Raw genomic sequence first — 20,831 nt, forward strand, 5'->3', positions numbered from 1 at the left:
AAAAGTAAACCTTTATTTACTTTACAACAATGACTTTTTTTTCACAATAAAACTACAACGATGTAGTCCTTATTAATGTTTATAAGTTAGTAGGTTAATACCACTTTTTCCTAATAAATTGTACCTTCATCGATTAAAAATTATGTTTAGTCGATTTTTTTATCGCTCACCTTTTTAAATCCAAACAACGATTCAACTTCCAACTTAAAGCATCAAAATCAAAACAACTACACAAATAAATAAGCAGATAATAAACTAATACTTTGTCTTTCAATTTAAATATTGAAAAACTAAACAACACATACAGACATAAAAAATAAATGCCGGGACAACAAATAACAAAATGTCATTTGTCGCCCCGGCATTTCCAAATCTAACTAAACTTAACCTTTTTTCTTTACGCTATATCTTCACCACAAAACCACCATTTGGTTTCATTGTTACTTTAAGCTTCTTGTTTTGCGCTTTTGTAATCATCTCTTGTTGAAAACCCTTTTCATTTTCAAAAATGATATAACCAGATTCATTCGTTACAAATGACAAATCAACTTCAATTTCTTTGGCTTTGTTTTCTCCATTAATTCCAACAATGTGCCAAACATTATCTTTTTTTCTAGCCATAATAATGTACTTTCCCGGATAGCCCTCTATAAATTTGGAATCATCCCAATTCGTTGGAATGTCTTTTAGATAATCCACCACATATTTTGGCATTTTGGACATACCAACAGGAGTTTCAGCAATGTGCTGAATACCCGACAGAAATAAAACTGGTAAAGCTAACTCAAATGCAGGTGTTGTTTTACGCTTAATATTCGGAATAGAATCTAAAACCATAGGAGTGAAATCCATTGGATCAAAAACATTTCTGGCAAAAGGAAGCATTGAGCAGTGGCTTGGTGCCAAATCGGCAATATCTTGAAAAAAAGTAATATACTCATATCCTTTTACAGCCTCGGTAGTCAGCAAATTGGGATAAGTACGCTGCCAACCTCTAGGTAAAGTGGCCCCATGCAAATTGATTAATAGCTGATGTGATGCAGCATCCTTAAGCATCCCATGATAATAGGCAACCATCGACTGTCCGTCTCCCCCAAAAAAATCGACTTTGATGCCGGCAATTCCAAGTTCGTTTAATCTTGAAAATTCTTTGTCCCTATCGGCATGGGTAAGTAATTTACCTTTCGGATGATATTCTGTACCATTCCATGGTCCTGATGAATTGTACCAAACCAATAACTTTACGTTTTTCTCTTTGGCATGAGCTACTAATTCTTTCATTTTAGCATCACCAATTCTGGTATCCCAATCGGCATCAATCAGGCAATAAGGCCAATTCATGCTGGACGCATAATCAATAAACTGCAAAGTAGTCTCAAAATTAACCGAATCATCTTTTAATAAAACCCAACTCCATGAAGACAATCCACTTTTTATAAAAGAAGTATCCATGGAAATGGCAGGATCCGCCAAATCGGTTCCTAAAGTACTTTCAGTAATTGTTTTCAAGGAACCAATCGTTATAATTCGCCAAGGAGTATACCATGGCAATTGCGATTCTGGATTTAGAGCACCGTTTGTGAAAACCTCTTCTTTTTGCGGAAAAGTTACCTGCAACGCTTTTGAAGCATCATTATATACTAATCGGCTTCCACAATAATTATCTTGTAATCCAGTTTCGGTAATCAAAACCCAAGCATCATTGGCATTTAACAAAGCAGGATACACCCACCCTTCCCCAATTGCTGGTTTGGTATTTACTGGAACCCCCATAGAATAATGTTCCTCATAGGACGGGTTGGTTTCTTTCCACCCTGTTTTAGCTTTAGACATAGGCTGTAACCATGCTTTTGCGGAAGCATCAAAATTATAAGTGGTTTTCTCTTCAGCTATTTTTTTAATATCGTTAGAAGTTTTAGGAAAATGGTAACGCAAAGCAACTCCATCATGTGAAATCTGAAAAATGATTTCCATATCCTCTCCCTCACTGTTTTGCAAATTCACTGTATATTGATTGGCAACATAGTTGTTGTTTTTTCTTTTCCCCTGCAACATACTATAAGAAGACTGAATAACTTTCGCTTCAGATACTTTTACAATCTTCATATCGGTATAAAAATTACCGTCTTCCCGAACAATCCCAAGCTCTGAAGTATTGATGACTAATTTATTATTAAAGAAAACTTTATAACACGCTGTTTTCTTTGGAGTCAGATTAAATTCAACTTTTATTGTTTTATCGGAGTTGACAAACGAATAATTGACGACGTTTTCAGCAAATGACGTTAGCGAAATAGATAGCAGAACTATATAGTATATTTTTTTCATAATTATAAGTGTTTATTTTACACTTACAAGTTTACAAAAAATAAATGAGTATAATACAGACACTCTTAAAAATCAATACTATTAGTTATAAAATAATTACAAAATGCAAACCAAATACAAATATGAAAGCTTTAATAATATATTATTTCTAAAAAGAAAAACACAAAACAGAAACCCACATTCTGTCAAAAACAAAATTAATTCCAGCAATTACCTTTATAGCTAATAAAAAAATAAAAATATTTATAAAATTTATACTACAAAAAAAATAATTAAACTACTTCTATCTGTAAAAAGAAACATTTCATAGTCATTAATCGTTTTTCAATATGTTCTTAACATAAATTTGCGGCTTCAAAAAAAGAACTATGAAAAAATTAGTATTAGGTGCAATACTATTATTTACAATAATAGGTTGTTCATCTAAAAGAGATTATGCATATACAGGAAAATGCACAAGATGTGGGAAAGAAATCAATTGGAACAGTGTTGGTTTTTGCGACAAACACTATACACTAGCAAAAGAACATATGTTGCGAGGAATAGACTAAACCATTAAAATTATAAAAAAATTAATTTAAAACCTTACTCGATTTAATAAATCTTTAGAAATCATACTATTCGAAATACAATTATTTATTTTATAGAATATCAATTATTTAATAAAATAATTACAACAAAAAAAAGTCTTTTTACTCAGGTTTTTTAGTCAATAAATTGTAAAAAGCAAAATTGAACCTTCTAAAACCAAAAAAACCTCTTCTTTCGAAGAGGTTTTTGTACCCGGAGCCGGAGTCGAACCGGCACGGTTTCCCACAGGTGTTTGAGACCAGCGCGTCTACCAATTCCGCCATCCGGGCTTAGCTAGACATGGAATAATAAACAATCATTCCAAACGCAATAAAGAGACAATTAATATTAACAATTATCTTTTCCTTTAACACGGTGCAAATGTAAAAAATATTTTTAAACATTCTAATAAAAATACTTAAATTTTTCCTTTCAGAGTTGATTTTATTTTCTAAATTTGCACCTCCTAAAAAAAGGAATTCACAACTAACTACAAAACAACAAATTAAATGTCACACCTAGAACCAGAAGCTAAAATTTTTGCTTGTTCAAAAAGTGAATATCTTGCAGAGAAAATTGCAAAGGAATACGGAATCCCAATGGGGAAAGTTACCATGTCTACTTATAGTGATGGTGAATTTCAACCTTCTTACGAAGAATCAATCAGAGGGTTACGTGTTTTTATCGTTTGCTCAACGTTTCCTACTGCCGATAATTTAATGGAATTATTGTTGATGATTGACGCAGCAAAACGCGCATCAGCAAGACACATTACAGCTGTTATACCTTACTTCGGTTGGGCAAGACAAGACAGAAAAGACAAACCAAGAGTTCCGATTGGAGCCAAACTAGTAGCTAATTTACTAGATGCTGCAGGAGCAACAAGGATAATGACCATGGATTTGCATGCTGATCAAATACAAGGATTCTTCGAGAAACCAGTTGATCACCTTTTTGCATCCACTATCTTTTTACCATACGTAGAAAGTTTAGGTCTAGACAATTTAATGATTGCTTCACCAGATATGGGAGGATCGAAAAGAGCTTATGCTTATTCTAAATTCTTAAATTCTGAAGTAGTAATCTGTTACAAACAAAGAAAAGCGGCCAACGTTATCGAAACAATGGAGCTTATCGGAGAAGTAAAAGGCAAAAATGTAATCTTAGTGGATGACATGATTGACACAGGAGGAACTTTGGCGAAAGCTGCCGATTTAATGATCGAAAAAGGAGCCTTAAGCGTAAGAGCAATTTGTACGCATGCCATTTTATCGGGTGGTGCTTACGAAAAAATAGAAAATTCAAAATTGTTGGAACTAATCGTAACCGATTCTATTCCGTTAAAAAAACAATCAAACAAAATAAGAGTTGTGAGTTGTGCACCTCTTTTTGCTGAAGTAATGCACATGGTTCACCACAACAATTCCATTAGCGGGAAGTTTTTAATGTAAAAGCAATATGCTGTAAGCTTTAAGCAATAAGCTACAGTTCTCCTAAAGCCTAAGGCTTATAGCCTAAAGCTTCAAACAAGAGTTTAATTAATAACTATATAAATATTTACAATGAAATCGATTACAATTAAAGGATCAGAAAGAGAAAGCGTGGGCAAAGTAGCTACTAAAGCCTTACGTAATGCTGGATTGGTTCCTTGCGTATTATACGGAGGAAGTCAGGCAGTTCATTTTTCAGCGGAAGTTATAGCTTTCAAGAACTTGGTTTACACTCCAAACGCACACACAGTTGTGATTGAACTTGGAAATGGGAAAACTTTTACTGCTGTTTTACAAGACATTCAAGTACACCCAGTATCTGACAAAATTTTACATATTGACTTCTTTCAAATCTTTGATGACAAAGAAATCACTATTGAAGTTCCAGTAAAAATCGTTGGTAACTCTAAAGGAGTTATGGCAGGTGGAGATTTACGTTTGAACAACCGTAAATTGAAAGTTAAAGCTTTACCAAAAAATCTTCCAGATTTCGTTGAAGCTGACATCACACCTCTTGACATGGGTAACAAATTATATGTTACTAAAGTGCCAACTCCAAACTTCAAAATCATGCACCCAGACAATACAGTAATTTGTCAAGTGAAGATCTCTCGTGCGGCTATGAAAGCAGCGCAAGAAGCAGCAAAAGCAGCAAAAGCTCCTGCAAAAAAGAAAAAATAATACTTTTTCAATCTATATCAAAAGCATCAGTTTCACGACTGGTGCTTTTTTTTTGAGTTGAAGCGAAAGATCGGGCATTTCAAGAAAGATGGATTCCCGCTGTCCTTCCAAATCTTTTATTTTTTAAAGAAAAAATAAAAGGATTTTCCCTCCCATCGGGGCTAAAGAGAAACATAGTACATTTTTGGAAATAAAAAATCAAAGTTCAATTCCAAAATTTAGAATTAAGAATTAAGAATTAAGAATTTAAAACAATTTATTCCTTACTCTTATTCTCTTCTCTTGGTTTTTGTCTCTTTTCTCTCCGTTCTTTCCTCTTTATTCAATACGCTCTTCTCTTAGTTCTTGACTCTCTTCTCTTAGTTCTTGCCTCTTTTCTCTCGATTCTCTATTCTCTTCTCTCGGCTCTTTCCTCTTTATACTTTTTACACTATTTTTGCAGCATGATAAAATGGATACAAAACCTGTTTTCATCACCAAAAACAGAAGAGAACACAAACAGTATGAAGAAATTTTTAATCGTTGGCCTTGGCAACATCGGCTCCGAATACGTAAATACACGACACAATATTGGTTTTAAAGTAGTCGATTTTTTAGCAAAAAAAGAAGGACTCTCATTCGAAACCGTAAAACTGGGCGCACTCGCTGAATACAAATTCAAAGGAAGAACCTTTCTACTTCTAAAACCCAACACCTATATGAATTTGAGCGGGAAAGCTGTAAAATACTGGATGGACAAAGAAAACATTCCGCTCGAAAACATCTTTGTCATTACCGATGATTTAAACCTATCCTTTGGAACCATTCGCATCCGAAAAAAAGGTAGCGACGGAGGCCATAACGGACTCAAAAACATCAATCTCGTTCTAAACACACAAGAATACACCCGTTTTAGATTTGGCATCAGCGATGAATTCAAAAAAGGGCAACAAGTAGATTATGTACTGGGAGATTGGGATGATAACGAAAAAGCAAAACTTACCGAAAGATTGGAAGTCGCTTCCGAAATCATTAAATCTTTTGGAACGGCAGGATTGGAAAACACAATGACTACCTTCAACGGAAAATAAATAAAATAAAAAAAGGGAGACATTTGAATGTCTCCCTTTTTTTATAAGTTTAAAAAATCTATTCCACTATAATCTTAGAGACACCTTTTCTATCCCCATCTACAACAGTAACGATATAAGTCCCCGCTGCTGCATTCTTCAATTGAATATTTTGATTAAAATCTCCAGTATTTTCAAACTCCTTCTGGTATATTTTTCGACCTAACATATCATTTACAGAAACCTGAATATCTGTTGTATTGGAACTTGAAAACCGAATATTAAAATCCCCTTTATTCGGATTCGGATACAACACAAAGTCATTGATTTCAAAACTTGACGTTGACAGAGTAGTATAAGTATTTGAACAAATTTGTATAGATGCCGAATCAATTGTCCCAGTATCTCCTTCACCTACATCAATAAATCTCAATTTCCATGTTCCTCCCGGATTTTCACCATTAAAAGCAGATAAAGTTCCCGCTGGGGCTACCGTTTGACTGATTGTTGCCCCACAATTCAAAGCGCCACCCAAATCATCATAAATCAAAATCAAGCTATTATCGCCCGCACCACAAGATCTATCAAACAACTTCACAATAGTTCCTTTTGGACTTACTACTTCAATTTGAACATCCGATAAATAGGTATGTGTAAGACCAATATTAAAATTAACGTCCGCTATTTCAGAAGTGCTTGAAGGCACTACAATTGTTTTCTCAGTATAAGCATGCGGAGCATCAGGTATTGAATAAGGGGCCGCAAAAACATAAGAGCTACAAGAAGTTGTAACACTATAACCTATAGCAAAAGGCTTACTATTTACGGCATAAAAAACATTTCCTGTAGGCTCTATTAAAATTCTACAATTCTTTGCCGCCGTATTGGGTGCCGTAATCACCTGAGAACCGTCGTTTGGTGTATTGGATGCCAAAACCGTTGGAAAAGTCAAACCTCCATCCGTAGATAACTTAATATTCACATTCGCCGCTCCTGCCAATAAGTTAGAGCTATTTACACTCCAAGTTATTGTTTGTGATGAACCCAAAACCCAACTGGAATTCGAACTGTTCTGTGAAGTTACCGCAAATGGCCCTTTATTTCCGTCAACAGTAATTAACATCCCATCCGAATTGGTTTGTGCAGAACCCAAAACTGCGTTATCCCTAACGGTAAACACAAAATTTAAATTTCTGGCCACAGACGAGACGGACTCCCAGGTAGTTGTAAGTTGTCCTGACAACACTCTACTCAATTCCGGAAAATAGCGATTGGTCTCGCCCTTTGGTAAAAACGATCTAAAATTAGGTCCATTGGGCTTCGTTGCATAAGCAAAGCTATTCGCATCACTTTGATTAGTAGCTGAGTCATTTTGTTCCCAACAATACGTCATTGTATTTCCGTTAGGATCTGAAGCAGAGCCATTCAAAACAAAAGGAGTGCTTTTTGGAATGGTATAGTTCGCACCAGCATTAGCAGTTGGTGTTTGATTAATCAATGTCGTGCTAACTGGACATGATTTGGATGCCAAATTACTCTGAATTTGAGAAATACTGGCATAAGCAAAATAATCATCAGACTGACTTTGAACGTCATAATCGGTAATCCCTGCATATCCCATAATAGTCGAACCACTACCTGGCTCCACACTAGTACCTGTTCCTTCAATGTCATATGAAAAAGTGTGTGTTGCCCCTAATTGATGTCCCATTTCATGCGCTACATAGTCAATATCAAAAGCATCACCTTCTGGTTTTCCATTTGCTGGCGAAGTATAACCACTCCCCTTCCCATAAAGATCAGAAGCTGTTGGATTAACACATACGCACCCAATACAACCGGCATCTCCCCCTCCTCCCGAATTGGCAAACAAATGTCCTATGTCATAATTTGCATTACCAATTTGTGATGTTAAAGTAGATTGTAATTCAAGATTCCAAGCGCCTTCGGATCCATCTGTTATTGTATTATTGGGATCATCAATTGTGTAATCAGAATAAGGATCGCTTGCTGCATCAGTATAAATTATACTAGCATTATCAATCATAACTAATTTCAAAGCTAAGTCTTTATTAAAAACCCCATTTACACGTGTCATTGTAGCATTCATTGCGGCCAAGGCTTTGCTTTTGGTTCCACCAAAATATTGGGCATATTCCCCATTACATGACAATGCTAGTCTCATGGTTTTAAAAACACCATTACTTGACTTTACTTGAATTGTTTTCTTTGTCAAATCCCTATTCAATGCTACATCCACCGTTTTACAAGTTAAAGGCAAATCTCCTTTGCTTCTTTTCTTTGAACTAGAAACCACATATATAGATTTATTCTTTTCTAATTGTTCTATAAATTCAGAAACGCTGTCACCTCTTAAAACCATAGTTTGAATACCGCTTGGCGAAACACTAAAACTAATGGACGCCTTGGGATCTGTAATTCCTGTTCCGGAATAGGCACGGATTTCAGGGTATTTTGCTTGTAATTCAGGAACAAAATTAGAAGATTCCACAACATTAAATTGCTCTATTTTACCTGTACTATTTGGAATTGCGACAGCTATACTTTTGGTCGACGAAGGATCAGAATGAAGTGTTTCCAACGATTGTTTAAATTCAACTTCATTTAAAGTGTACGAAAGTTGATGCTCAAATCCTAAATCTCCTTCCTGTTTTTGAGAAATCCCTCTTTGGGAAGAACTCACTAACGACCAAGAAGATTTGGCTTGAGAAAACCCAGCAAAACTTAAGGCTAACAATCCTAAACAAAATAAAAATCTATTCATATGTTCATAGTGTATTTTTTGAAATATCAAATTCCATTTATATTTATCTCATCTTCATCTATTTTGTTTTGCTATTCGATAACTCGAACCAATAGATGAACAAATAAAATTTTTTCAATTGAAGTCAATTTTCGATTATAGAATTCCAAAATCGATATACAAAATTAATTCATTTACAACGGAATATGCAATGATTTGAAAAACGATTTGAAAAACATAACAATTACAGTAGGTTATAATGCTCAATTTGAAGATTTATTAACATAACGAACATTACAATTGATAAAAATAGAAACTTCTTATTCTTCTTTTTAAAATAGATAGTATAAATTTGCAAAATATTTAAAAATAGGTACTTTGAAAATTTTTCATTCTATAAACGATTTCCAAATTGCATCTGGGGAAAATGCAAAAAAAACAATTCTTACGTTAGGAACCTTTGATGGTGTTCATTTTGGACATAAAAAAATACTGGAAAAAGTTACCCAAAATACTGAAAACGAAAAATACGAAAGTCTGGTACTTACTTTTTTTCCTCATCCCCGTATGGTCTTACAAGAGGATTCAGATATAAAACTACTCAATACAATAGATGAGAAAATAGAACTATTGGATAAAATAGGCATTCAAAATTTAGTTATCCATCCCTTTGATGAAAGTTTTTCTAGATTGACTGCGGAGGAATTTGTAAAAAACATCCTTGTAGGCCAATTTCATATTCATAAAATAATAATTGGTCATGACCATCGATTTGGACGCAATAGAACTGCCAATATTGATGATTTAAAAGCTTTTGGAGAACAATATGGTTTTGAAGTAGAAGAAATTTCTGCTCAAGAAATCAAAGAAGTATCTGTAAGTTCCACAAAAATCAGACAGGCTTTAATCGAGGGCAATGTCGCCTTGGCCAATGAATACTTGGGTTACGACTATTCTTTAACCGGAATTATAGCCAAAGGAAAACAACTGGGAAGAACCATTGGATTTCCAACTGCCAATTTAAAAATAGAAGAAAATTTTAAACTTATTCCCAAAAACGGAGTTTATATTGTCAAAAGCATCATCGACTCAAAAACAGTTTTGGGCATGATGAACATCGGCTTTAACCCCACTGTTGAAGGCAAAAATCAAACTATAGAAATCAATTATTTCGATTTTAATGAAGATTTATACGACCATAAAATCACTGTTTCCATATTGGAAAGAATTCGTTCCGAAGAAAAATTTGATTCGGTTGCACTTTTAAAGGAACAATTGGAAAAAGACAGAAATACAGCTTTGACTTATTTCAAGAATCTATAGAATCTTCCCATAATATTATCATTTTCAACAAAACCTTCTTAAGCTTAATGATGAATTATTGGGACGGATATTCTGAAAATAGGCAGATCCTAAACACGTTACTCTCGAGTGAGGGATAGAAGCAAGCTACCGAAGTAGCGCGTATAGCCCGACAGCATAAAGGAAAGGGACCGAATCACTACAATGAGTTGGTCCCTTTTCTTTATGGTGGCACTCCCACATGGACTTTAATATACTGACGAAGTAAATGATTTTTTCAGTAATCGATTCTATTTCAATTTTTCAATAAATATGACAAATAAACTCTTCTACAAATATTTCCATTGGTGTCTATTTTTTTTGTAAATTTATGTCAATATACCTGAGTACCAAATACATATTGCATTCTTAACTTTTAAAAAGCCAACGCCATGAAAGTAAAAAGAGAAATTAAAAATGGGTTCTTCATTTTTATATCAATAGGAACCTATTTCCTTTTAATGGAATTTTTGGGCTTATCCAATCTTTTCTACTTACGATTATTTAATGTGTTCTTCGTTCTTTATGCCGTAAATGATACGTTGCGATCAAGGGTTGCACATGGTAAAACAAAATTCGTTTCTAACGCTTTGGCGGCTTTAATTACTTCAGTAGTCGGTGTCTTTCTATCGGTTTTAGGACTATTGATTTACAGTTATATGAGAGGTGGCGATGCTTATATCCATAATTTATCGGAGACCTTTTTATTTGGAGGGCACCCTTCTATCAATATGTATTGCTTTACTTTATTTTTTGAAGGAATTGCGTCTTCAGTAATTGTAACTCTGTTACTGATGTTGTACTACAATGACAAATTTATAGCCGATTAAATTCCCCTTTTTAAACAATTCATAGTAAGTCTTTTTAATACTAGTACATTGCTTCTTTAGAACAATTTGATTACTTTTGGGGCATCAAAATAAAGGATCAATGAGTATCACGAAACACAACTGGACTAAAGAAGAAATTATTGCAATTTATAATAAACCAATGATGGATTTGCTTTTTGAAGCAGCTACTATCCATCGGGAGTATCATGACCCAAATGTGGTTCAGGTTTCTACTTTGGTTTCGATTAAAACTGGTGGATGTTCTGAAGATTGTGGCTATTGCCCACAAGCGGCAAGATACAACACTGGTGTTGAAGGAAACGATTTAATGTCAGTAAACCAAGTCAAAGCGCAAGCCCTTAGAGCCAAATCTGGAGGTTCTTCCCGTGTATGTATGGGTGCAGCCTGGAGAAATGTAAAGGACGGCCCAGAGTTTGACCAAGTTTTGGAAATGGTACGTACCATTAACAAAATGGATATGGAAGTATGTTGTACCTTGGGTATGATTACAGAAAACCAAGCTCAACGATTGGCAGAAGCTGGTCTTTATGCATACAATCACAACTTAGACACTTCAGAAGATTATTATAAAGAAGTCATCTCCACTCGTGGATTTGAAGATCGCTTGCAAACTATAGAAAACGTTCGTAAAACCAGTGTTACAGTTTGTAGCGGTGGAATTATCGGAATGGGAGAAAGTATAGAGGACAGAGCAGGAATGCTTGTAGCTCTTTCAACATTAAATCCTCAACCAGAATCGGTACCAATCAATGCTTTAGTAGCTGTAGAAGGTACTCCAATGGAAGATGAAAAACCTGTAGAGATTTGGGAAATGATTCGAATGGTTGCTACCACCAGAATTGTAATGCCAAACACTCAAGTTCGTTTATCTGCTGGAAGAATGAATATGAGCCGTGAAGGACAGGCTATGTGTTTCTTTGCTGGAGCCAACTCTATTTTTGCTGGAGACAAATTACTTACGACACCAAATCCTGATGTTAATGAAGACATGAAAATGTTTGATTTATTAGGTTTAAAACCTCAAAAACCATTTAAAAAAGCAGCACAGCGACCAACTGTTGAAGCAGTAGATTCACAGTTTGAGTCACTAGGAGAAAAACCGAAATGGACTAGACCAGGACATACAATTGAGAAAAACCTAGAAGCATCAATAAAAGGAAAATAAATCTTTTAAAATATTAAAACCCTCATTTTCATAAAGAAAATGAGGGTTTTTTAGTTATATACTAAATTAAAAAATTATTTTATCTGTTTGACTGACTCCATCACTAAAAACCGTTTTTACAATTAAAATTTGACGTTTCGGGATTATATCAGAGATTACAAACTGTTCCTTATCGATATGCTCTTTTTGATAAAGCACATTCCCTTTTAAATCATAAATAATGATAGTTGATATATTTCCGTCTCTAGACTTTATACTCAATTGATTCTCTTGTGTATAGATTTCAAGTTGATGCTTAACATTTTCAACAAGATCTTGTTCTGAAATTGATTTTAAATTAGGCAAATAACTCAATACAAAACGATTGTTATATTCCCCTTTTAGCGTCGAAAATGAATAAGAGCTTTTCTTTAAATTATGAAGTATTCCTGTGTTTTTGTCTTCTAAATAAATATTGCACTTGGCTAACAATCCATCCGCATGCGCAATTTTAATTTCGAAAACACCTTCGATAGTAGTTTTATAGCCCAATGGCACTTTATCTGTTTTGTCAAATGGAACGGTTCGTCCTTGAATACCTAGATTCTTCCCGTTATTAACACTATAAAAATCAATGTAGTTATTACTATTAAAAGCAGTCCCGTCATACAACTTATCAAAATCATTAGATGCACCTGCTATATAACCAACCAACAATTGTTTGAAGACTCCTTCGGAATTAGTTAAATTCAACCAGACCCTATTCTTCTCAATACTTGCAGTTTTCTTAGTCTTCGATTGTCTAAAAAATTGACTGTTGTCTGCTGGATCCGAAATACGCATCGAATTGTTAAACTCAAAAACTCCTGAATTAGTACTTCTTACAAAAAAGGCAACACCTGAAGCTATATTACCATTTGGAGGCAGCCCACCTTTTAGCGCGGCTACACCTGTTCCTCCTGTTAAATTATAAACAGCATAGTCATTAGAAGTATAAACATTATTTGTAATGGGAGTATTGTGAGTCCAAAAATATAAAGATCCACCAATCATACTTAGATTAGCCTTTATAAACAAGTCAGCATCAATCGCTGATGGATACGGATTACCTATCAAATTATATTTGGATTTTCCTTGAGTATCTATTTTTATTACCCCATTGTTTGGCTCTCCTTTAAACGCAATCTTTTGTATATAGGTTGAGCCTGTCCAATTCTCTCCATTTGGAAAAAAAATATTGGGTTTAGGGACACGAATAATAAATCCTTTTCCTGATGGACTCATTGCATCTGTACCTGCAACAACAACCCATTTACCATTAACGTAATTAAAGTACTTATCAGATTGAGTATTTGGCGATAACACATTCAATATTTGGTCTTTTACTGGTGAAGTCCAATGCGTATAATCCAAATTCTTCATTGGATTCGTATCACGCTTATAGGTAATCTTTCCACTATTTACAGCAAGATCGTTGACCTGAATCAAACTCGCGTTGTTATCGAAAGTTAGAGTACTTGAGTCGTCAACATCTAATCCATTTTGAAGCTTTAAAACACCTCCAGAATCAACATGAACAGATGCACCATCTTCAATTTGACAAGAACAAGCTTCAAAAGATTCATTCACATTAAAATCATCCAAAAATCGCACATTTTTATCCAAATCAGGAAAACCATTGGACCATGTTCCATCATAAATAGTTTCTGGTGCAGCCACTTTTATAGTATTAGAATAACTACTAGCCGCACAACCATTGGCAGAATGCAACCGAACATAATAAGTTTGTCCTGCTATCAAATCTGTAACAGTTTCAGACAAAGTATTTCCTAATGCTTTATTTTGGCAGCTAGCCAGATTATTGACAAAACCAGAATCTTTAGCTACATCTATAAAATAATTTGAAGCATGTAAAGAAGCTGGCCAATTCAACACAAAAGAAGTCGTTGAACAGCTAATACTAATTTCTGGCAATATGGGTATTTGCGGAGCTGCACAAGAAACTATACCGTTAAATTGAAAATCATTAACACTAAAACTTCCCGTTCCAGTAGTGGCCGCCCACCCATATAATCTAAAAGTAATGGGAGAAGCAACATTTTGAAATGAATTAGCTGACAAAGAAATTGTCGAACCAGTTGCAGAGGCAATACCAATATCTGACGCATAATTATCAATACTGGAACGAAACGCAAAAAGAGTGGGTCCATTAATCGAAATTTGACCTGTATACACAAAACTAACAAAATCAATTTTTTTATCCGTATTGGGAATTATAGTAAACTCAAAATAGGCATTAAGATCTAACATATCTGACTTCCAACTTCTGGCATCGTATCTATTATTAGAATTAATCCCAAATATTCCTCTACCTCTTCCAATACCAGTAACTGTAATATTTGAATCCACTAATTGTCCAATCGTACAGGGATTTGATTCATTGAGATTAACTCCAACGATAGGGTTCTCAAATATAGTTTGTCCACAAAGCAAAACTGGTGAAAAAATAAAAAATAGATAACAAAAAATAAATCGCTTCATAAAAAATAGTGTCTAATTATAATCCAAAAAAAGACACTACTAAAATAAGAATTTATTTATAATATAATAATTTTTAAAAATATTTTCTTACATATAACATTATTTAAAATAAAAAATCCCATTCTGACTAATCAGAATGGGACTATAAATAATATATTTTTTTAAAATTAATTCTTAAGAATTATCTCTTTGGTAACCCAATTGCCATTTGTCAATTGAATCATAACAATTAAAAATTGATCACTGACATTTAAATCCTTTATTACAAATTCATTGGTATTTACATCATTGTTTTCATAAAGTAATCTTCCTCTCAAATCATACACCATAACCATTGCGATAATCTCATCAAAAGAGTTTATTTTAATTTGATGGTTATTTACAGATACAATAACTGACTTCCCTTTTTTATCAAATGTTGGATTTTCCAATGTTGGATCCAAACCAATTACTGGAGGAATTACAACAACAGGCGGTTCAACAACGACTGGTGGAGTTACTACAACCGGTGGTTCTACAACAACTGGAGGATCGACAACTACAGGAGGGGTCACAACTACTGGAGGATCAACTACAACCGGTGGATCAATAACTACAGGAGGAGTAACAACTACTGGTGGTTCAACTACAACTGGCGGATCGATAACTACAGGTGGGGTCACAACTACTGGAGGAGTCACAACTACTGGTGGTTCAACTACAACCGGCGGATCGATAACTACTGGAGGAGTCACAACTACTGGCGGTTCAACTACAACCGGTGGATCGATAACTACTGGAGGAGTCACAACTACTGGCGGTTCAACTACAACCGGTGGATCGATAACTACTGGAGGAGTCACAACTACAGGAGGAGTAACAACTACTGGTGGTTCAACTACAACAGGTGGATCGATAACTACAGGAGGAGTAACAACTACTGGTGGTTCAACTACAACCGGTGGATCGATAACTACAGGAGGAGTAACAACTACTGGTGGTTCAACTACAACTGGCGGATCGATAACTACAGGAGGAGTCACAACTACTGGTGGTTCAACTACAACCGGCGGATCGATAACTACAGGAGGAGTCACAACTACTGGTGGTTCAACTACAACCGGTGGATCGATAACTACAGGAGGAGTCACAACTACTGGTGGTTCAACTACAACCGGTGGATCGATAACTACTGGAGGGGTCACAACTACTGGTGGGTCAACTACAACCGGTGGATCGATAACTACAGGAGGAGTCACAACTACTGGCGGTTCAACTACAACAGGTGGATCGATAACTATAGGAGGAGTCACAACTACTGGTGGTTCAACTACAACAGGTGGATCGATAACTACAGGAGGAGTCACAACTACTGGTGGCTCTACATCTACTGGTGGATCGATAACTACTGGAGGATCGATAACCACAGGAGGAGTCACTACAACTGGTGGAGTTACTACCGCAGTTTTCTCAACATAAACCAGTACAAAACGATCATTGAATGTTCCTTTTAAAGTTGTGAAAGAATATGCTCCATTTTTCAAATTATGAACCGTTTTAGTAACATTATCTTCTACAAAAACAGTTTGATTTACCAAAGCACCATCTACTTTACTGATACTAATCTCAAATGTACCCGCTATTGTGGTTTTGTAACCCAATGGTACTTTATCAGTCTTATCAAATGGCAATGCACGACCTTGTATTGCAAGCTTATTAGTTTTATTAACACTATAAAAATCAATATAGGTATTACCATTAAAACTAGCTCCATCATATAATTTATCAAAATCATTTGTTGCTCCTTCTATATAACCAACCAACAATTGTTTGAAAGCTCCTCCGGAATTGGTTAAATTCAACCAAACTCTATTCTTCTCAATTCCTGCCGTTTTCTTGGTCTTCGATTGTCTAAAAAATTGACTGTTAGATGCTGCATTCGAAATACGCATCGAATTATTAAATTCAAACTTTCCTACGTCAATACTTCTTACAAAAAAGGCAACACCAGCTGCAATTTCACCACTTGGAGCCGCCCCCCCTGATGGAGCACCACTTGTTCCTCCTGTCAAAGTATAAACAGCATAATCATTTGAAGTATAAGCATTATTCGTAATGGGTGTATTGTGAGTCCAAAAATACAAAGCACCACCAAGCAAACTCTTATTATTAGTATTAGCAATAAACAAATCGGCATCAATAGCTGATGGATACGGATTACCGATCAAATTATATTTAGACTTTCCTTGAGTATCTATTTTAATTACTCCATTGTTTGGATCTCCTTTAAACGCAACCTTTTGCGTGTATGTAACATCTGTGCTTGCCCAATACTCTCCATTTGTATAATGAATGTTAGGTTTAGGAACACGAATAATAAAACCTTTTCCTGCAGGACTCATTGGTTCTGTGCCTGCTACACCAACCCATTTACTATTATTATAATAAAAGAACTTATCTGGTTGAGTATTTGGCGACAACACATTCAATATTTGGTCTTTTACTGGTGAAGTCCAATGTGTATAATCCAAATTCTTCATTGGATTCGTATCGCGATTATAAAGAATCTTTCCACTATTTACAGCATCATCGTTAACCTGTACCAAACTTGCATTGTTCTCGAAAATTAAAGAACTTGCAGGATCAACAACCAATCCGTTTTCAATCTTTAAGATAGCATGGGCATTTTTATCTGTGGAATATAGTGGAAGCTTAGATTCTATACCTACGCGAACTTCTACTCCTGGACCAATTTGACAAGAACATGCATTCACTTGGGAAGTTATTGATGCATTTCCAGTAAAAATAGCTATTTTATTAGCATCTGGTGATCCATTAGACCAACTAGTACCATTCCAAGTAGTGATAATAAGTGGAGCATCTATTACAACTGGAGCTGAGCTCAATGAAACACATCCCGATCCATTTCGGGCGGTTACCGTATAAGACCCTACAGCTAGATTACTAAAAACTCCTGAGGTATTAGTATAATCAGAACCATCTATACTATAATTCATTCCCGTAGGCGATGTTACAGTAATGGTTCCTGTTGGCACCGCACAAGTAGGCTGTGCAGTCGCCGTCGCCGATGGTGTTGACGGTGAAAAATTAACCGTAATTGTCACAACATTTGAATTGGCACTAGTTCCACAACTATTTTCAGAACGAGCTCTAACTGAATAAGTCACACCCGAAACCAAGCCACTTAGATTTAAAGAAGTAGCTGATGGCGCAACTGATAGATCTTGATAATTAGTCACATAAGTTGCAAAAGAATCTGTGGACACATCAAATCGATAATTGGATATATTAGGGACTGCTGCCCAATTTTCAATAGCCGTAGTTTGATTACATGATAAAGTGATATTACTTAAAGTAGGAGCATTAATCGGAAATCCTGACTCAACAGTAACCGAAAAAGAAGTAGAGTAAACTGCTGGGCAGCTTCCGCTTTGAACTAAAACTCTGTATTCCCAAACACCCGCTACTGTAGGTGTATCAGAATAAGTTGTCGTTGTATTTGCAATTGTTGTCCAAGTATTCGAATCTAATCTCTTCTCCCACTGTACTATTGAACCTACATAACCACCTCCTAAAGTTAAGACGCCAGTAGATGTATTCGCACAAATAGTTGTTTGTGATCCAGAAATACTTCCGCCATTACTTGTTGAATTTATTGTCACCAATTGTTGAGCAGACACTATTCCGCCACAACCTCCTGATATAGTATAAATGATATTGCTTGTTCCTGCCGAAACACCCGTAACATTCCCAGATACATCTATTGTAGCAACAGCCATATTACTACTGCTCCAAGCCCCTGACCCTCCTCCTAAGACTACTGAATTCGCAGTATATGTCGAAGTTCCACCGATACACAAAGGGCTTGCTCCTATTACCGAAGCTATGCTTGCGTTTACCGTAACGGTCATTGTTATACCTGCACTCGTTGCTATAGTCGGAGAAACACAAATTGCCGTTGGTGTCAAAACACAACGAATAATATCTGTACTCACAAAGTCGGTTCCTGCAACCCCTGTATAGGTAGAAGAAGTTGCACCTCCAATATTTGTTCCATTCTTAGTCCACTGATATGTCGGAGTTCCTCCATTGGTTGGAGTAGCCGTAAATGTCACAGAACTGCCGTTACATGCTGGATTAGAACCACTCGTAATGGCAATGGTAACAGAAGGAGCAACGTTTGCCGTAACGATCATAGTAACCGTATTCGAATTTGCTGGATTCCCTGCTAAACAAGAACTCGCATTTGAAGTCATAGCACAAGTAACAGTATTACCATTCGCCAAGGTAGTATTAGTGTACGTTGGCGAATTTCCTCCAACACTTACCCCATTCAATTTCCATTGATATGTTGGAGATGTACCACCATTAATTGGTGTAGCCGTAAAAGTGACGGATGTTCCTGAACAAATTGCTCCAGATGGTACTGCAGCGATGCTAACACTTACTGAAGGATCAACAGTCAATGCTTTAGTGACCGATATAGTACATCCTGCACCATCATTTTTCGAATAAACAACGGTAACTGTTCCTGCGTTTCCTCCAGTAACAACACCACCAGATGTGATTGTTGCTGTTCCTGTACCTGCAGTAATAGACCAAGTACCTCCAGTAGTTGCATCAGTAAATGCTGGAGTAATAGTTCCTGAACAAACAGTAGTAGCTCCTCCACCAATTGGAGCAACCGCAATACCGGGAGCAGTAAATGAACCTGTTGCAGAATTTCCTGTTGTTCCGCAAACATTGGCAGAACGAAATCTATAATAATATTGCGTACCAGCAGTTAATCCAGTAATAGTATGCGAAAATGTAGTGCCAAGATCTTTATCTTGATAACCAGACAGATAAGCGCCTGTAGCAAAAGTATTACTCGTACTAACATCTAAATAATAATTAGTGGCATTAGGAGATTGATTTAGAACTTTTACTACATAATTAGGGCAAGAAGCATAGCCTGTATCCAAAGTAGGAGCACTTAAACCTGCTCTCATTACAAAAGTATTAGACACATTATTTGATGTAATAGCATTTGAACAAGAAGCAGAAGCCAAATTAGTTACTGATATTGTGGTTCCTGCATTACCTGGATTAGTTAAACCTGTAGCGGTAAAAGTTCCTGTTCCCGCAGTAGTTACTGTCATACTAGCAGTTAACCCTGTTGCCGATGGATCATTTCTGTTATAAGTTACCGTATAAGTTCCAACTGGCAATCCCGTAGCTGTACCGTTAACGGTAACTGTTGCACTAGATAAACATTGTGCAGTTGGCACTGAAACACCAGTAAGGCTATAAGCTGGAATCACTGTCACAGTTACCGCTTTTCTTACTGTTGTATATGCTGGTGAAGCAGAAGCATAATAGGCTTCTACATAATAAGTTGCCGTATTTGATATTGTTCCAGTAGAAAATGGATTTCCAGTATAAATTGCTGTTCCTCCACTGGAAACATTATACCACTTATATGTTGCTCCAGCCGATGGAGTTGCCGAAGCAGTTATTGAAGAGCTACCAGAAATGCAAATTATGCTTGGATTTGCCGAAGCATTAATTGAGCTATAACCTCCTTGACTAACTATTTGTGTAAAATCAAGAGGAGCCGAATTACCACCACAAGCTGCAACTGGAGAACCTCCAATCGTAATTCTATCAGATCCACCACAATTACTAACACTTTTTATTGCGGACCCTGATTCAAATTGTATGGAAGAACCAGCACCTAATATTAAATCCTTATTACTACCCGCATCAAAATCCAAAGTAGCCTTATTCCTAAAGATCAACTGAATTGCCCCTAAACATGTAAGATTTAAATCCTCATCCAATCCTAGACTCATAGCATTTGTCCCATCACCAATGTAAACAATACTACAACCAGACAATGGAGAAGTTCCATTTACACAAGTTAGAGTAGATGCATTTGTTGTTGTTGTAATTGAACATTGGGCATTTGCATTTGCATAAAAAACAAATAAAAATAAAAAAAATAGTAAACTCTTAGATCTAAGTAAAATTCTATTCATATAGTTTGGGGTATTTCTGGGGCTGTTAAGAAAAAAATCTGTAATCGACTCA

11 protein-coding genes and 1 tRNA gene are annotated in these 20,831 nt (G+C 35.7%); 7 read left to right on the plus strand and 5 right to left on the minus strand.

Annotated elements, in window-relative coordinates; translation table 11 throughout:
* Window positions 1-402 precede the first annotated feature (402 nt).
* Window positions 403-2,328 carry a glycoside hydrolase family 97 protein gene (locus AC1DY0_RS09050; RefSeq protein WP_477188282.1) on the minus strand — a complete coding sequence of 642 codons (1,926 nt, stop codon included), beginning with the start codon at window positions 2,326-2,328 and terminating at the stop codon, window positions 403-405.
* Between the two features lie 368 nt (window positions 2,329-2,696).
* Here AC1DY0_RS09050 and AC1DY0_RS09055 point away from each other — a divergent pair, with 368 nt between their 5' ends.
* A complete protein-coding gene (locus tag AC1DY0_RS09055) occupies window positions 2,697-2,879 on the plus strand; it encodes a hypothetical protein (protein WP_477188283.1) in 183 nt (60 codons plus the stop codon).
* Between the two features lie 229 nt (window positions 2,880-3,108).
* Here the strand turns inward: AC1DY0_RS09055 and AC1DY0_RS09060 are convergent.
* Window positions 3,109-3,188: transfer RNA gene (locus AC1DY0_RS09060), tRNA-Leu, on the minus strand.
* Window positions 3,189-3,407: 219 nt separating this feature from the next.
* Between AC1DY0_RS09060 and AC1DY0_RS09065 the strand changes: the two genes are divergently transcribed.
* From AC1DY0_RS09065 to pth, 3 genes are all read left to right on the plus strand, one after another.
* Window positions 3,408-4,349 carry a ribose-phosphate pyrophosphokinase gene (locus AC1DY0_RS09065; protein ID WP_219317584.1) on the plus strand — a complete coding sequence of 314 codons (942 nt, stop codon included), beginning with the start codon at window positions 3,408-3,410 and terminating at the stop codon, window positions 4,347-4,349.
* Between the two features lie 111 nt (window positions 4,350-4,460).
* A complete protein-coding gene (locus AC1DY0_RS09070; protein WP_477188284.1) occupies window positions 4,461-5,069 on the plus strand; it encodes a 50S ribosomal protein L25/general stress protein Ctc in 609 nt (202 codons plus the stop codon).
* Between the two features lie 443 nt (window positions 5,070-5,512).
* Window positions 5,513-6,139, plus strand: a complete 627-nt coding sequence (pth, locus tag AC1DY0_RS09075; RefSeq protein WP_477188285.1) for an aminoacyl-tRNA hydrolase — start codon at window positions 5,513-5,515, stop codon at window positions 6,137-6,139.
* A 58-nt stretch (window positions 6,140-6,197) separates the two neighbouring features.
* On the opposite strand, the gene AC1DY0_RS09080 is transcribed toward pth, so the two are convergent.
* Window positions 6,198-8,903 (minus strand): zinc-dependent metalloprotease, encoded by a 2,706-nt coding sequence (locus AC1DY0_RS09080; protein ID WP_477188286.1) that lies wholly within the window; start codon window positions 8,901-8,903, stop codon window positions 6,198-6,200.
* 357 nt (window positions 8,904-9,260) lie between these two features.
* On the opposite strand from AC1DY0_RS09080, the gene AC1DY0_RS09085 reads away from it, so the two are divergent.
* The 3 genes from AC1DY0_RS09085 (at window position 9,261) to bioB (ending at window position 12,239) form a co-directional block, all read left to right on the plus strand.
* Window positions 9,261-10,205: a bifunctional riboflavin kinase/FAD synthetase gene (locus AC1DY0_RS09085; RefSeq protein WP_477188287.1), complete on the plus strand. Its 945-nt coding sequence runs from the start codon at window positions 9,261-9,263 to the stop codon at window positions 10,203-10,205.
* 410 nt (window positions 10,206-10,615) lie between these two features.
* On the plus strand, window positions 10,616-11,053 hold the full coding sequence (locus AC1DY0_RS09090; protein ID WP_477188288.1) for a hypothetical protein: 438 nt from the start codon (window positions 10,616-10,618) through the stop codon (window positions 11,051-11,053).
* 100 nt (window positions 11,054-11,153) lie between these two features.
* The gene (gene bioB, locus AC1DY0_RS09095) at window positions 11,154-12,239 is read left to right on the plus strand and encodes a biotin synthase BioB (RefSeq protein ID WP_477188289.1); all 1,086 of its coding nucleotides are present in this window, start codon (window positions 11,154-11,156) and stop codon (window positions 12,237-12,239) included.
* 66 nt (window positions 12,240-12,305) lie between these two features.
* Here the strand turns inward: bioB and AC1DY0_RS09100 are convergent, their stop codons facing one another.
* Together AC1DY0_RS09100 and AC1DY0_RS09105 are read right to left on the minus strand one after the other, a co-directional pair.
* Window positions 12,306-14,759 (minus strand): hypothetical protein, encoded by a 2,454-nt coding sequence (locus AC1DY0_RS09100; RefSeq protein WP_477188290.1) that lies wholly within the window; start codon window positions 14,757-14,759, stop codon window positions 12,306-12,308.
* Between the two features lie 167 nt (window positions 14,760-14,926).
* Complete coding sequence (locus AC1DY0_RS09105; protein WP_477188291.1) at window positions 14,927-20,779, minus strand: Ig-like domain-containing protein; 5,853 nt, start codon at window positions 20,777-20,779, stop codon at window positions 14,927-14,929.
* Window positions 20,780-20,831: the final 52 nt, after the last annotated feature.

The organism is Flavobacterium sp. P1_E4, from assembly GCF_056405915.1.

Coding starts and splice junctions, on each gene's coding strand:
- AC1DY0_RS09050 (WP_477188282.1), bottom strand. CDS start 2,328: ATGAAAAAAATATACTATATAGTTCTGCTATCTATTTCGCTAACGTCA.
- AC1DY0_RS09055 (WP_477188283.1), top strand. CDS start 2,697: ATGAAAAAATTAGTATTAGGTGCAATACTATTATTTACAATAATAGGT.
- AC1DY0_RS09065 (WP_219317584.1), top strand. CDS start 3,408: ATGTCACACCTAGAACCAGAAGCTAAAATTTTTGCTTGTTCAAAAAGT.
- AC1DY0_RS09070 (WP_477188284.1), top strand. CDS start 4,461: ATGAAATCGATTACAATTAAAGGATCAGAAAGAGAAAGCGTGGGCAAA.
- pth (WP_477188285.1), top strand. CDS start 5,513: ATGATAAAATGGATACAAAACCTGTTTTCATCACCAAAAACAGAAGAG.
- AC1DY0_RS09080 (WP_477188286.1), bottom strand. CDS start 8,903: ATGAATAGATTTTTATTTTGTTTAGGATTGTTAGCCTTAAGTTTTGCT.
- AC1DY0_RS09090 (WP_477188288.1), top strand. CDS start 10,616: ATGAAAGTAAAAAGAGAAATTAAAAATGGGTTCTTCATTTTTATATCA.
- bioB (WP_477188289.1), top strand. CDS start 11,154: ATGAGTATCACGAAACACAACTGGACTAAAGAAGAAATTATTGCAATT.
- AC1DY0_RS09100 (WP_477188290.1), bottom strand. CDS start 14,759: ATGAAGCGATTTATTTTTTGTTATCTATTTTTTATTTTTTCACCAGTT.
- AC1DY0_RS09105 (WP_477188291.1), bottom strand. CDS start 20,779: ATGAATAGAATTTTACTTAGATCTAAGAGTTTACTATTTTTTTTATTT.